At 49.1% G+C, this 14,129-nt stretch carries 12 protein-coding genes and 1 pseudogene; 11 read left to right on the plus strand and 2 right to left on the minus strand.

Annotated features, from left to right (window positions below):
- Window positions 1-22 precede the first annotated feature (22 nt).
- From M1D61_RS10385 to M1D61_RS10395, 3 genes are all read left to right on the plus strand, one after another.
- Window positions 23-2,230: a heavy metal translocating P-type ATPase gene (locus M1D61_RS10385; RefSeq protein WP_458122264.1), complete on the plus strand. Its 2,208-nt coding sequence runs from the start codon at window positions 23-25 to the stop codon at window positions 2,228-2,230.
- Window positions 2,231-2,639: 409 nt separating this feature from the next.
- A complete protein-coding gene (locus M1D61_RS10390) occupies window positions 2,640-3,275 on the plus strand; it encodes a flagellar brake protein (protein ID WP_458122265.1) in 636 nt (211 codons plus the stop codon).
- Between the two features lie 440 nt (window positions 3,276-3,715).
- Window positions 3,716-4,165 (plus strand): C40 family peptidase, encoded by a 450-nt coding sequence (locus M1D61_RS10395; protein ID WP_458122266.1) that lies wholly within the window; start codon window positions 3,716-3,718, stop codon window positions 4,163-4,165.
- A gap of 186 nt (window positions 4,166-4,351) precedes the next feature.
- Here M1D61_RS10395 and M1D61_RS10400 read toward each other — a convergent pair.
- Both M1D61_RS10400 and M1D61_RS10405 read right to left on the minus strand, forming a co-directional pair.
- Window positions 4,352-4,552 (minus strand): annotated as a pseudogene (locus tag M1D61_RS10400) (CoA-disulfide reductase); the annotation flags it as partial.
- A gap of 1 nt (window position 4,553) precedes the next feature.
- Complete coding sequence (locus M1D61_RS10405; RefSeq protein WP_458122267.1) at window positions 4,554-4,856, minus strand: ArsR/SmtB family transcription factor; 303 nt, start codon at window positions 4,854-4,856, stop codon at window positions 4,554-4,556.
- Window positions 4,857-5,205: 349 nt separating this feature from the next.
- On the opposite strand from M1D61_RS10405, the gene M1D61_RS10410 reads away from it, so the two are divergent.
- From M1D61_RS10410 to M1D61_RS10445, 8 genes are all read left to right on the plus strand, one after another.
- Window positions 5,206-5,586 (plus strand): hypothetical protein, encoded by a 381-nt coding sequence (locus M1D61_RS10410; RefSeq protein ID WP_458122268.1) that lies wholly within the window; start codon window positions 5,206-5,208, stop codon window positions 5,584-5,586.
- Between the two features lie 195 nt (window positions 5,587-5,781).
- Entirely contained in the window at window positions 5,782-6,012 is a 231-nt protein-coding gene (locus tag M1D61_RS10415) for a DUF896 domain-containing protein (protein ID WP_046214049.1), read from the plus strand.
- A gap of 331 nt (window positions 6,013-6,343) precedes the next feature.
- Window positions 6,344-6,922, plus strand: coding sequence for a TetR/AcrR family transcriptional regulator (locus tag M1D61_RS10420; RefSeq protein ID WP_458122269.1), 579 nt, complete (start codon window positions 6,344-6,346; stop codon window positions 6,920-6,922).
- A gap of 124 nt (window positions 6,923-7,046) precedes the next feature.
- Window positions 7,047-10,208 (plus strand): bifunctional cytochrome P450/NADPH--P450 reductase, encoded by a 3,162-nt coding sequence (locus M1D61_RS10425; RefSeq protein WP_458122270.1) that lies wholly within the window; start codon window positions 7,047-7,049, stop codon window positions 10,206-10,208.
- Window positions 10,209-10,484: 276 nt separating this feature from the next.
- Entirely contained in the window at window positions 10,485-10,856 is a 372-nt protein-coding gene (locus M1D61_RS10430; protein WP_458122271.1) for a hypothetical protein, read from the plus strand.
- Between the two features lie 468 nt (window positions 10,857-11,324).
- A complete protein-coding gene (locus tag M1D61_RS10435; protein WP_046214052.1) occupies window positions 11,325-11,615 on the plus strand; it encodes a hypothetical protein in 291 nt (96 codons plus the stop codon).
- A gap of 21 nt (window positions 11,616-11,636) precedes the next feature.
- Window positions 11,637-12,431, plus strand: a complete 795-nt coding sequence (locus M1D61_RS10440; RefSeq protein ID WP_458122272.1) for a prolipoprotein diacylglyceryl transferase — start codon at window positions 11,637-11,639, stop codon at window positions 12,429-12,431.
- A gap of 103 nt (window positions 12,432-12,534) precedes the next feature.
- Window positions 12,535-13,947, plus strand: coding sequence for a radical SAM protein (locus M1D61_RS10445; RefSeq protein ID WP_458122273.1), 1,413 nt, complete (start codon window positions 12,535-12,537; stop codon window positions 13,945-13,947).
- Window positions 13,948-14,129: the final 182 nt, after the last annotated feature.

The following is a 14,129-nucleotide window of genomic DNA, read 5'->3' on the forward strand; positions in this document are numbered from 1 at the left end:
TTGGTGAAAGGGGAGAATATCCTTGGAGCATACTCAAGATAGAGTTGTTAGACGTGAACTGATCCTCGATGGTCTGCACTGTGCGAACTGTGCAATGAAGATTGAGAATAGCGTGCAGAAGATTCAGGGCGTGTCTGCCTGTTCCGTCAATTTTGTCAATAAGACGTTGATGCTGGAGACGGCAGATGGGCGAGAAGAGGCTGTCGTCGATGAAGCGACTCGTACGGTGAACCGGATCGAACCCCAGGTCAAAGTAAGACTGAAACAGCCGGCATCCATATCTCAGCTGGATGCCGTACAGCAGGCTGCAGCACATAACGAAGCAGAGCCCCGGAGCGGTATGTCCGGACGTCAGATTATGATTGCCCGTCTGGTGGCCGGTGCAGGACTGACTGCCGCCGGTCTTCTCATACCGCTGCCGGGCTGGGCAGAGTTTACGGTATTTCTTGCCGCTTACCTGATTGCCGGGGCGGACATCGTCTGGCAGGCGATCCGCAATATACTGCGGGGACAGGTATTTGATGAATATTTCCTCATGTCGGTAGCGACGATCGGTGCTTTTGCGGTACAGCAGTATCCGGAAGGCGTAGCGGTCATGCTCTTTTACCAGGTGGGTGAGATGTTCCAGAGTATGGCAGTCGACCGGTCACGCCGATCGATTACTGCACTGATGGATATCCGTCCGGATTATGCCAATGTACAGACCGCCAATGGAGTGAGACAGGTATCTCCCGAATCGGTCCGAATCGGAGATCGTATCGTTATCAAGCCGGGGGAGAAGGTACCACTGGATGGTATCGTGATCGAAGGTTCTTCCATGCTCGACACCTCGGCACTCACCGGCGAATCGCTGCCGCGTGAAGTCGCTCCGGGCAAGGAAATAATGGGCGGCTGCATTAACAAAAATGGAGTATTGACTGTAGAAGTCACTCGAGTCTTCACCGATTCCTCGGTAGCCAAAATTCTCGAACTCGTCGAAAATGCCAGCAGTAAAAAGGCACCTACCGAGAAATTCATCACCCGGTTTGCCCGTTATTACACCCCGGCTGTCGTTATTATCGCAGCCCTGCTGGCGGTGATTCCACCGCTGCTGATCAATGGTGCGGAATTCTCGGACTGGGTATACCGGGCGCTGATCTTCCTCGTTATCTCCTGTCCGTGCGCACTGGTTGTCTCGATTCCACTCGGATTTTTCGGAGGAATCGGGGCTGCGTCGAGAGCCGGTATCCTGATTAAGGGCAGCAACTATCTGGAAGCGCTGAATGATGTGCGCTATGTCGTCTTTGACAAAACCGGCACACTGACACGCGGAACATTTGCCGTGACCGGTATTCATCCCGCAGCGGAATATTCCGAAGACCAGCTGCTTGAGCTGGCTGCCTATGCCGAAATGCATTCCAATCATCCGATTGCCGAATCGATCCGTGACGCTTATCGGGGAGAGCTGGAGCAGAGCCGTCTGGGCAGCTATGAGGAGATTGCCGGTCATGGGATAGCGGCCGAACTGGATGGTCAGCAGGTGCTGGCAGGCAATGTCAGACTGATGCAGCGGGAGCGGGTTACTTATAGCGAACCTGATGCACCGGGGACGGTCATCCACCTCGCCCATAATGGACGATATGCCGGCTGTATCCTGATCTCGGATGAAATTAAATCAGATGCGGCTGAAGCGATTCAGCAGCTCAGACAGCAAGGCATTCGCCGTATAGTGATGCTGACCGGGGATAGCCGAGCTGTTGGCGAGGCGGTCGGCAGACAGCTCGGAATTGACGAAGTACATGCCGAACTGCTGCCGCAGCACAAGGTTGAAGAGATCGAGAAGCTGGAGCAGCAGCGGAGCGGGCGCGAGAAGACGATCTTCGTAGGGGATGGAATCAATGATACACCGGTACTGGCCCGCGCGGATATCGGAGTAGCCATGGGTGGACTCGGTTCAGATGCGGCGATTGAAGCCGCCGATATCGTCATCATGACCGACGAACCTTCCAAGCTGGCGACCGCTGTTCGGATTGCCAAACGTACCCGCCGTATTGTATGGCAGAACATTATGTTTGCGCTTGGTGTCAAAGTGGTATTTCTTATTTTGGGAACGTTTGGTATTGCTACCATGTGGGAAGCGGTCTTTTCGGATGTTGGGGTAACTCTGCTGGCTGTGCTGAATGCCACTCGCGTACTGCGTTCCGAGCAGCCGGGTGAGAATATCCCGGCAGTCAGCAGCAGGCTGGCTTAGGTAAAGCAACGGAAAAATAGCAAACAGATTTGATGGAATAAAAGGAAGAAACCGTATGCACTTCAGGTGCTGCGGTTTCTTTTTGCATACTTCCATCAATAGTGAATCGGCGAGAAGGGAAATGGAATCAATAAATAGTACAGACTACTTTTAGAGTAATATATGGTATATATTGACTGTTTTTTCGACAAAATTTGTTCTATTTATAGGACTATTGTGTTATTATGTTGTTAAATGGGTAACTAAATACCTGAATTTCCTAATGAATAGGACAGTATGAACCAGATTAGCCAGCAAGTTCATTTCAATCACTAACTTAATAATGTCATAATGACATCGGCCTCACCATATAACACAGCTGCTCGCATGACAGCATCGGCAGCTGGTCAATCGGACACAAGGAGAAAAGATGATGAAGATCACGAATTATGTTTTTATCAATCAATACCTGGATGTACAGGACAATGAAGGCAATATGATGGTAGGACGGGTAGAGACGGTCGATGAACAGGTGATTGTACTCGGTGATATTACCCGCAAGGAGCAGTTGGTACTGAGCGAGATGATTCAACGGGATGTATTCGTCTTTTTTGTCGGTCACGACAAGCTCAAGTACCAGTTCCAGACACGGATGGAACGCATGGATGGAGAACCGCTGAAGATCAGACTTCACGCTCCGGATCCAGCCGATATTATCAAAATCCAAAACCGTGACTATTTGCGCATCGGTTCCTCCGTGCGCTGCGAACTGACAGTGGAGGAAGAGTCGGAGCGGCGGCTGGAGATTTACACACATGATATCAGCGGCGGCGGATTATCCTTTTATACCCGCAATCCTGTAGAATATGAGAAGTATTCCGGCACAATATATCTGTACAAGGGGGAGAATGAAATCTCCCTGCCTTTCAAAGCGGAACTTGTATATATGAACGAACTGGAAGCCGGCCGTTATAAGGTGGCTCTTCAGTACAGCGATATCAAAGAACAGCATCGCAATCATATTATCCGTTATGCAATTCAGGAACAGGTGCGAGTACGCAAATAACCGGTAGAAAATAAAATGCTAGGACCAAAGAATGAACAGCAAGCCCGATCCTTAGGATGGGGCTTTTTTTGTTGAAGATAACTCTATAACAGCAAGAGGAGGTTAGACGCTGTATACGAGCATAGTGAAATAAAATGCAGTGTCTATGGACCCGGACAAAACATACATTTGCCCTGCCATCGGAATCAAAAAGGAATCATTCTTCATAAGGGGAGCAAATTGCGACGGGATTTGACAAAAGGTAGGTAAATGATTTATGGTGTTAAAGGTTACAAAAAATTAATAACTGATTCTAATGTCATCTGTACGTTTAAATAATTTATTTTTGCATCGCGGGTCCTTACAATAAAGGGAATTTGTATTACATAGATAGAGAGCTCAGATTACCCCTGGACAGAGGTTGAAGCAACTCCGCAAGCACCGAAGGGAGAAGTATTTGTTTGAAGAAAATGATATTGTCTCTGCTGGCTGCCTCCATTATTTGCACAGCAAATCCAGCCGGCGCGTCTGCAAGTTCGCCATCATTCAAAAGTGAAATCACATCAGAAGCCAGCAAGGTAATCGGAACTCCGTATGTACTTGGAGGAACAAGTACACGTGGATTTGATTGTTCCGGATTTACCCGCTATGTATATAAGAAATTGAATAAGACTCTGCCGCGTACAGCCAGACAGCAGGCCCGGGTCGGCAAGCCTGTCGCCAAAGGAAACCTGTCTGTAGGCGATCTTGTCTTCTTTAATACCACGGGCAGAGGAATCTCCCATGTTGCCATTTATATTGGTCATAACAAAATTATCCATGCAGCCAGCAGTACCGGCGTAACCATCAGCAGTCTGTCACAATCCTACTACGCTAAGCGTTATGTGACTGCCAGGCGGGTCGCGAAATAAAGCCACGGCATGAGGTTAGTCCAGCAAGCTGCTTTTCCGAACACCCTTTTCACTCCAGTCTATAATTAAAATAAAAACGTGGAGTTCTGCCTTTTACCAGAAAGGTGGAACTCCACGTTTTTTGTTGAAAATACAGCGATCGTTCTCAGCAACTCAATTGGGGAGACAAGAGTTAGATAAACAGCTTATGAGCAGCCGTTCCCGGTCTGTAATGGAGCCGCCGATGTAATAAGGCAGGCCGCAGTTGGCAAAGGAGATATAAGGACCTTTTTCCAGCATAATAATCTCCGCGTGTTCATCGAGCCGGCGCAGCCGGGCGGCGGCAGAAGTTCCGCTTGCCACTCCGCCGACAATAAGTACTTTCCTGGGTTTGATTACTGTGGACATATTATTCTTCCTCTCCGAAAAAGATGGTAATCAGCTGTTCGACACGTGGATCTGCAATAATATAATTGACTTCAAGTCCGCTGCGTTCTGTAGTGACGATGCCTGCACTGCGCAGCTTTTGCAGATGCTGGGATACCGTGGACTGGGGCAGATCGAGGCATTGCTGCATATAGGAGACATTACATTTCTTTTTGCGCAGCAGTCCGCGCACAATGCAGAGACGTACTGGATGAGAGAGTGCTTTGAGCACTTCAGCGGGTTCATCGTATTTTTTCCAATCCTGTATGTTAAAAGCCGAATCCATAACATATACCTCCTGGGTTTTATTCAGAGCAGATTATGAGTTTGTATATTTACTGGATCGTTAGTGAATTACACTTGAATAGTAATCTGAATAGCAATTGTGAAATCGTAATATCGTAATATCGTAATATAAAGATATAACGATTTAATAATCAACTGTTACATGAAAAACAAAAAATATCGGATCTCTGGTATTTGCCAGCAAGATTTTATACTCTATAGAAAGAGGAGACAATGTAAAGCATAGCATAGTACTGCGCAAAAAACGTAAATGCATCATACATTGTTCGCCTGATTAACAATGATCGAAGCCAAAGGACCGTATTTTTTGTCACAGGAAAGGAAACGTTATGGGGAAATGGATAGATTATGCGCTTGGTTTTTGTATTGTAGTGATTAATTTCCGTTTGTACGGCAGTACCGGCAATATGGACTACCTGTGGATAGGGCTGACGATTGGCATATTTGCCGTTCACCTGGTCTTTTATAAAAGAAAAGAGAATGCCAATGAGCAGGAACAGCCAGTCGGTGTAAGAAGAAAACTGCAGACCGATCAGAAGCTGCTTTTAACCGGAGTGCTGCTGCTGATGTTTAGTGTAGGTGTAATGTATATGGGCGAAGACTATCAGCTGCCAACGATGCTGTCCTGGGTTGTTATCACTATCCAGTCAGTATTTATACTTATAGCGAGCTGGCATTTGCTCAGACCGAAAAGCAGGGCGACGCGTTAAATAGATCGGTTAACTACTGTGCATAGACTCTGTAATGCCAACTGTTGCATTTAAAAGAATATGTGTTATACTAAAAATATCTTAAATATGAGATATATAATTTAAGATAAAAAACTTCCTTTTCCCAGTACCAAATGGGCAGGAACAATTACACCCATTGCCTGCAAAAAGCAGCAATGAAGACGGAGGTATATGATGATCCAGAGCTTACAGCGTATTAATGAATTGGCCCAAAAACAGCGTGAACATGGTCTGACCGATGTGGAGAGAGAAGAGCAGCGTGTACTGCGTCAGGAATATCTGCGCGAGATCCGCGGTCAGGTACTCAGCACCTTTTCCCAGCTGACTGTAGTGGATGCGATGGGGAATGACGTGACACCCGAGAAGCTCCGCGCCGAAAAAGAAAAAGGATTTCAAATCGATTAAGCCATGACCATTCATCTAGCCCAGCCGCTAACTGATGATGGTCATCCCCACTCCAGGCATCCCTGATGACGAGTATTTACGAACCGCAAGGTTCGATAATGACTCGCACAGGGATGCTTTTTTGTTATGACCGAAATCATTTCCTGTTTTATCCATTCTATTCTGGATATGACGTTTAGGTGCCTCTATAGAAGGTTATATGAAAAAAAGCCGGACTTTTAACATGGTAGTTCATACGAATCCTGGCATGTGCATTTCATTCGTACTTACCACATATTCTGAAACTAAAGACAGATCATGAAGACCAGAATCGATTCCAAGAGGTGAATACATGAACAAAACGCTGGATAAAAGAACACAGATTGTCGAAGCGTCCCTGGCACTATTTGCCGAACGGGGCTTTGACGGAACGACCGTACCTGAGATCGCCGTGCGGGCGAACGTGGGTGCAGGTACAATTTACCGCTATTTCGCAAGCAAGGAAGCGCTGGTCAACGCCCTGTTTCAGGACCATCTGTTCCGCTTGCATGAGAGCTTTAAGCAGGATTTTCCACAGGTATCTGATTCACGGAAGCAGTTCCGGCATATTATTAGCAGACTGACCGAGTTTGCCAGGACCGATTTGAATGCTTTGCAATTTATCGACACCCATTATTATTTCAGATTGCTGGATGAGCAGAGTCTGGCGGTGTATCACGAACTGATGGCTTTTCTGGATGGGTTTATCCATAATGGCCAGCAGCAGGGCATGATCAAGAATCTGCCTTCCGATACCCTGATTCTGATGGTGTTCGGCGCCTTTCTTGGCATGTGCAAGCAGCAAATGACCTCGATTCCACTCGCGGATGAACAGTCGCTGCTCCAGCAGGCCGATCAGTGCTGCTGGGATATGATTGCTGTCCATATTTGAAAAAGCCCACGCATTTGATATATCATATTCGTCATATCAAATGGCATGTTATAAGCGGAATGAATATTCATTCCTTATGATGAGTATCATAATTATTGCATATCCAGACAGGAGGAGATTCATAATGTCAACGATTCCACAGCCCAAAACATTTGGCCCTCTAGGCAACCTGCCGCTGATCGATGCGGAACATCCGGTGGAAAGCGTCATGAAGCTGCTCGACGAACATGGACCGCTGATCCGGCTGGGATTCCCGGACCGTGAAGAGATTTACACATCCGATCCCAATCTGGTCAAGGAGCTGTCCGACGAATCCAAGTTTGATAAAAATGTATGGAGCCCGCTGCAGCGGGTGCGTCCTTTTGCCGGAGACGGATTGTTCACCAGCTGGACGGATGAACCCAATTGGGGTAAAGCGCACCGTCTGCTGATGCCAAGCTTCAGCCAGCGCGCTATGCAGGATTATCATGACAAAATGGTCGATATCGCTGTCCAGCTGGTACAGAAATGGTCCCGGTTGAACCGTGACGAACTCGTCGAGGTGTCGGATGATATGACCCGTCTGACTCTGGATACGATCGGACTATGTGCATTCAATTACCGGTTCAACAGCTTTTACAGCAAGGAGGCTCATCCATTTGTGGAAAGTATGGTCGAAGCGCTGGATGAAGCGATGAACCAGGGACATCGGCTGGAGATCCAGAACAAGCTGGCTCTGCACAAAAAGCGTGAATTTCAGAAAAATATCGACTATATGTTCGAAGTGGCGGACGGACTGATCCAGCAGCGCAAGGAAAACGGGGATCATGGGGAAAATGATCTGCTCAGCCGCATGCTGAGCGGCATCGATCCGGAGACCGGAGACAAGCTGCCGGATGAGAATATCCGCTATCAGATGATTACATTCCTGATCGCCGGTCATGAGACGACGAGTGGACTGCTGTCCTTTGCCCTGTATTTCCTGCTCAATAATCCGGACAAGCTGGAAAAGGCACGTGCGGAAGTGGACCGCGTGCTGGCTGATCCGGTGCCGGGCTACAAGCAGGTGCGTGATCTGAAATATATCCGCATGATTCTGAGAGAAGCGCTGCGACTGTGGCCGACCGCGCCTGCCTTTTCCCGGATGGCGAAGGAAGATACGATGCTGGCAGGTAAGTATCCGCTGCAAAAAGGACAGAGTGTCAATATCATCAGTCCATCGCTGCATCGGAATCGGGAGGTCTGGGGCGATAATGCGGAAGCATTTGTACCGGAGCGGTTTGAGGATGAGTCGCAGATTCCTGAGCATGCCTACAAGCCATTCGGTCACGGAATGCGGGCCTGCATCGGTCAGCAGTTTGCCATGTATGAAGCGACACTGGTGCTCGGTATGCTGGTGAAGCATTTTGAATTTGAGGATGCCGAGAATTACCAGCTCCACATTCGTGAGACGCTGACGCTGAAGCCGGATGGATTCCGCATGAAGGTACATCCGCGTACCGCCCGTGTCGCTGTAGCCATACCGGGTACCGAAGCCACAGAGCAGCAGGTCGAACCCGAAGTATCCAAAGCGGTGCAAAAGCATGACACTCCGCTGCTCGCTCTCTATGGCTCCAACCTGGGCACATCCGAAGCGGTGGCCCGGGAATTGGAAGAAGGTGGGAAAACCTACGGCTTCCAGACTGCAGCTGCACCGCTCGATGATTATGCAGGCAATCTGCCGCAGGATGGCGTGCTGATGATCGTGGCTTCCTCCTACAATGGTCAGCCAACCGGCAATGCGGAGAAATTTGTCAGCTGGCTGCAGAATGCCGACGATCACAGCTGTCAAGGTGTGAAATACGTCGTATTCGGCTGTGGTGACCATAACTGGGCGAGTACGTACCAGCGCATTCCCAAGCTGATCGATGAACTGCTGGAACAGAAAGGAGCCGAGCGTATCTTCCGCCGCGGCGAAGGTGATGCGAGCGGTGACTTTGAGATGCAGCTGGACGAGTGGAGAAGTGAACTGTGGCCGGAACTGTTCAAGATTTTCAATGTGGATATTAATGAACAGGAACTCAAAAAGGAAAATGCCATTCAGGTACAGTTCGTGAATTCACCAGTCGGCAGTCCGCTCGTGCGCAGCTATAACGCGCTGGAATGCGAAGTGCTGGAAGCATATGAGCTGCAGCAGCCGGACAGCGGACGCAGCACGCTTCATCTGGATATTGCCCTGCCGCATGGAGAGACGTATCATGAAGGCGACCATATGGGCATTATCCCGCGTAACCCGCAGTCTCTCGTACAGCGTGTACTGCGCCGGTTCCGTATGGATGGCGGCGAGCGTATCCGAATTACCGGCAAAGGCAGCAGTGCCGCCTATCTGCCGCTGGATCGTCCGGCATCGATCATGGAGCTGCTGACGCTGAGCGTCGAACTGCAGGATGTGGCGACCCGTGCCCAGATCCGGGCGATGGCCGACAACAACCAGTGCCCGCCGCACCGCAAGGAACTGGAAGCATTGCTGGACAATGAGACATATCACCGGGAGATTTTACAGAAGCGGGTGACCTTGCTGGATCTCATGGAGGACTATATGTCCTGTGAAATGTCGTTCGAGCAGTTCCTCGGACTGCTGCCTGCGCTGAAGCCGCGGTACTATTCCATCTCCAGCTCGCCGGCAGTACAGCCGGATCGTGCCAGCATCACGGTCAGCGTGGTGGCTGGACCTGCGCGCAGCGGTAAAGGGGAGTTCTACGGGATTGCGACCAGCTATCTGTCGGAAGTGAAGAAGGGTGATACGGTACTAATGTTCATTCGTTCACCGCGTTCGGGGTTCGATCTGCCGCAAGATCCGCAGACGCCAATCATCATGGTCGGCCCGGGGACCGGAGTGGCACCATTCCGCGGATTCCTGCAGGCTCGTCATCATATGAAGCAGCAGGGAACAGCGCTCGGCGAAGCCAGATTGTACTTTGGCTGTCACACACCGGACAAGGATTATCTGTACCGGAATGAACTGGAACGTTATGCGAATGAAGGCATCGTGAAGCTGTACACCGCCTTTTCCCGCAAGGAGCCGGATCACAAGCAGTACGTGCAGGATATTATGTGTGAACATGCGGAAGAGCTGATCGGCCTGCTCGATCAGGGCGCCAAGCTGTATATTTGCGGTGACGGTAACAAGATGGCACCGGATGTGGAAAAGGCACTTCAGGAAATGTACAGCGATGTGCATCAGGTGAGCGCCGAGCAGGCAGAGCAGTGGCTCGGTGAGCTGCAGCAAAGTGGACGTTATGTGAAGGACGTATGGACAGGCATCTGACCAAACAATCACAATAAATACGTCAATACAATTAAGAGAGAATATGACATCCGACGAATAGTCAGAAAAAAACGATCCAAAAAGCGATTGAAAGAGCATCAAAAGCACTCCCGATCTGCCTCTCAGTGTCCCGCAAGGGGATCTGACAGGCAGACGGGAGTATTTTTGCTGTATTTTTAATCCCTCTTAACAATCGGATTATATAGTGGAAGAGAGGCGAATAAATTATCATTGGTCAGCACAGATCAACTTTGCGATGCAAGGAGGCAAGGCAGGATGCATAAAGACTACGAAAGCAGGTATCCGATCAGCGATAAGACCTGTCTGGATATGACACAGGAGGAGCTGTACAGATACAATATTGCACTGGACTATCACAAGCTGAAGTATAAAATATTCATGTTCTGGATTTCGTTTGAAATACTAATGCTCAACTTTACCATTATGATGATTTACGCCCTAGATATTCTGGAGAGGATCGATGAACTGCATATTCCATATGATGCGGAACTGCTCTTCTGGGGGATACCCGCAGCCTGTACTGTAGTGGTCTGTATGATATTCGGTACACTGCATATGATCGCCACCCGCAAACAGAAGATTATCTCCAGGCATCTGAATCCCGGTTATTATCCGGTACGGGAATAATTTGTTATATACCCGGCTTTGCCGCTTGTCCAATGATTGTCCCGTACCGAATCTACTTGGTATATTCATAAATACTTCCGTAGAAGTGATATTGATAATAAATACTATTATTTTACATATTTACATATAAGTATAGTAATAAGTGGTTACAGGGTGCACAATCTTGTCTGTATTACCGGTAATTCGCTGAATGTGGAGAACTCTGGCGAGAGTAGGGTATACGATATATGTAGTATCTAATGGATAAAGAACGATAAGAAACCTAAATTGTAAAATAAGCCCAATAAATACACCGATTGTACAATATGGAGTGCAGAAAAGTGTAATGACTTTTCTGCACTCTTTTTTATATACTGTCTGATGTCCGCGATGTTTACCCGATCCCTGTAAAGCATTGTTCACAATCAAAACTGGTCGGAATATTTGTCAGCGTATACAATGGAAACAAATGCCGATGGAGGTGAAGATATGGCAAACTTTTATTGTAAAAATCATAAGGATCGCATAGCACTGCATCAGTGCTCCCGCTGCAGTAAACCGCTGTGTGAGGAGTGCTACAGTCCGGAGATGGATGCCTGCCGGGTCAACTGTGATGCAGATATTCCGATCGCTCCGCGGTTTCAGCGCCCGAACATGGATGAACCGCAGCCGCGCAAATTCAACTGGTTCCTGCAGGTCATTGTACCGATTCTCGCGGCTATAGGCGGATTGACCCTGCTGTTGTTTGCGATATGCGGAGCCATGCTGTTCGGCATGTAGCGAGGAGAAAGGAGAGGAATTATGGAATTCCCGGTATATCTACATATTGGCTCATGGCGGATTCATCCGCATGTGCTGTTCGAGACGCTGTCCTACTTTATCGGGTTCCGTGTATATCTGTGGACACGGCGTCCAAGTCAGATGAGCAAGCTGGTGAGCCTGCAGATTCTCGCAGGGACCATACTTGGTGCTGCGCTGGGAGCGAAGCTGCTGTTCTGGCTGGAAGATCCGGCAGCGACCTGGGAGCAGCTGAGTCAGGGACATTTGCTCTGGGGAGGCAAGACGATTGTCGGCGGCCTGCTGGGTGGGCTGATCGGCGTGGAGCTGACCAAGCGGCTGGTAGGATGGAAGAGCTCGACCGGAGATGATTTTGTATATCCGCTCATCCTCGGGATCGCGATCGGGCGAATCGGCTGTTTCCTGACCGGACTCGATGATCATACGTATGGGATCGCGACCACCTGGGTGACGGGTGTCGATTTTGGAGATGGCATTTTGCGCCATCCGACGCAATTGTACGAGATCGCTTTCCTGATTGTACTGGCGATTCTGCTCATTCCACTGTATCGTCAGAGCCGCGGACAATCGGCAGCAGCGGGTACAGGCTATGTCTCCGGCAGGATGTTCCAATGGTTCATGGCCGGCTATCTGCTGTTCCGGTTCGCTATTGAATTCATCAAGCCGACGCTGCATCCATATCTGGGGCTGAACAATATCCAGCTCGCCTGCCTGGCCGGACTGATCTATTACAGCTGGCTCTTGTTTGGCAAAGGCCCGCAGCAGCGTACAGCTGTCACCGCAGACTATTCGGGCTGACATGGATCTCACAACATTCAAGCACAAATGTTGATACTAGGCAGTATTCACCGATCACTCTACTGACTTGTACATATTTTATTCAGACAAAAGGAGCAATCCCATGCCTAAAAATCGGCCTTATCTCTATCATGAGCTGACCAACAGTATCTGCTCAACTTGCTATCGCAAGGCAGAAGCCAAGATTATCGAGGAAAATGGACGCATCTATATGGTCAAGCGCTGCCTCGTACACGGACCGGAAAAGGTGCTGATCTCGACGGATGTGGAGTACTATCATCGTACCCGCGAGTTCGTCAAACCGTCCGAGATGCCGCAGATCTGGAATACTCCGATCAAATACGGCTGTCCCTACGACTGCGGCCTCTGTCCGGACCATGAGCAGCACAGCTGTCTCACTCTGCTGGAGATTACGGATCACTGCAATATGAAGTGCCCGATCTGCTTTGCCGAATCGTCCCCGCATCGCACATCGTATCGTTCACTGGAACAGATCGCCTTTATGCTCGACCGGATTGTCGAGAATGAGGGGGAGCCGGACATTGTGCAGATCAGTGGAGGGGAGCCGACGACCCATCCGGACTTTTTTGAGATTCTCGATATGTGCAAAAGCCGTCCCATCAAGCATATTATGCTCAATACCAATGGCGTGCGGATTGCCCAGGATCGGGAATTTGTCCGCCGGCTGGCAGGGTATATGCCGGGCTTTGAGATTTATTTGCAGTTTGACAGCTTTGAAGCCCATGTACTCAAAGAGCTGCGCGGAGCGGATGTACGCCGTATCCGCGAAGAAGCGATTCGTCATCTGAATGAGTTCAACCTGTCCACCACCCTTGTGGTGACACTTAAGAAAGACCTGAACGACCATGAGATCGGCAAAATTATTCAATATGGACTCAAGCAGCGTGCTGTACGCGGCGTGACTATTCAGCCGATCCAGGCCGCAGGACGATTGGAAGGCTACGATCCGTCAACCGATCGCCTGACTGTAAGCGAAGTGCGTCAGATGATCATCGACCAATCCGGCGTGTTTAACGAAAATGATATTCTGCCGGTACCCTGCCACCCCGATTGTCTGGCAATGGGCTATGCACTAAAAGTCGGCAAGCAGGTCATTCCACTGACCCGCATGATTGAGCCGGAAGTGCTGCTGGAAGGAGACAGCAATACGATCGTGTTCGAAAATGATCCGGTCATTCGCGGCAAACTGTTCGAACTGCTGTCGACCGGTCACTCGCCCATCTCCTCGGCCCTGTCGCTCAAAAGCCTGCTCTGCTGCCTGCCGCTGGCAGCCGTGCCCAAGCAGATTAACTATGATAATGTCTTCCGCGTAATCATTATGCAGTTTCTGGATGCCTATAACTTTGATGTACGTTCGGTAAAAAAATCTTGCGTGCATATCGTCCATCCGGACGGACGAATCATTCCATTTGATACGTACAATCTATTTTACCGGGATGACAAGGAGCAGCTGCTCGAAGAGCGCAAACAGGAGATTGTGACAGCCTGGGAGTAATTGAGATGGGTAGATGACCATAAAGTAAGGTACGCAGACAAAAGAAGCAATATTCTTAAAAGAATGGAAAGTTAAAAAAGGAGCTAACACCTCATGGTGCTGTGCTCCTTTTTGCATTTTATAGTGAGGTTATATTGTGGAATCCCTGTTATCGGTTAGCAGCACATTCAGTACGAGAGAGG

The sequence above is a fragment of the Paenibacillus sp. Z6-24 genome, assembly GCF_054161335.1.

What these genes read in the sequence shown, in the direction of transcription:
- M1D61_RS10440 (WP_458122272.1), top strand. Translation starts at nt 11,637, where the DNA reads ATGGAATTCCCGGTATATCTACATATTGGCTCATGGCGGATTCATCCG.
- M1D61_RS10420 (WP_458122269.1), top strand. Translation starts at nt 6,344, where the DNA reads ATGAACAAAACGCTGGATAAAAGAACACAGATTGTCGAAGCGTCCCTG.
- M1D61_RS10410 (WP_458122268.1), top strand. Translation starts at nt 5,206, where the DNA reads ATGGGGAAATGGATAGATTATGCGCTTGGTTTTTGTATTGTAGTGATT.
- M1D61_RS10425 (WP_458122270.1), top strand. Translation starts at nt 7,047, where the DNA reads ATGTCAACGATTCCACAGCCCAAAACATTTGGCCCTCTAGGCAACCTG.
- M1D61_RS10445 (WP_458122273.1), top strand. Translation starts at nt 12,535, where the DNA reads ATGCCTAAAAATCGGCCTTATCTCTATCATGAGCTGACCAACAGTATC.
- M1D61_RS10390 (WP_458122265.1), top strand. Translation starts at nt 2,640, where the DNA reads ATGATGAAGATCACGAATTATGTTTTTATCAATCAATACCTGGATGTA.
- M1D61_RS10405 (WP_458122267.1), bottom strand. Translation starts at nt 4,856, where the DNA reads ATGGATTCGGCTTTTAACATACAGGATTGGAAAAAATACGATGAACCC.
- M1D61_RS10435 (WP_046214052.1), top strand. Translation starts at nt 11,325, where the DNA reads ATGGCAAACTTTTATTGTAAAAATCATAAGGATCGCATAGCACTGCAT.
- M1D61_RS10430 (WP_458122271.1), top strand. Translation starts at nt 10,485, where the DNA reads ATGCATAAAGACTACGAAAGCAGGTATCCGATCAGCGATAAGACCTGT.
- M1D61_RS10415 (WP_046214049.1), top strand. Translation starts at nt 5,782, where the DNA reads ATGATCCAGAGCTTACAGCGTATTAATGAATTGGCCCAAAAACAGCGT.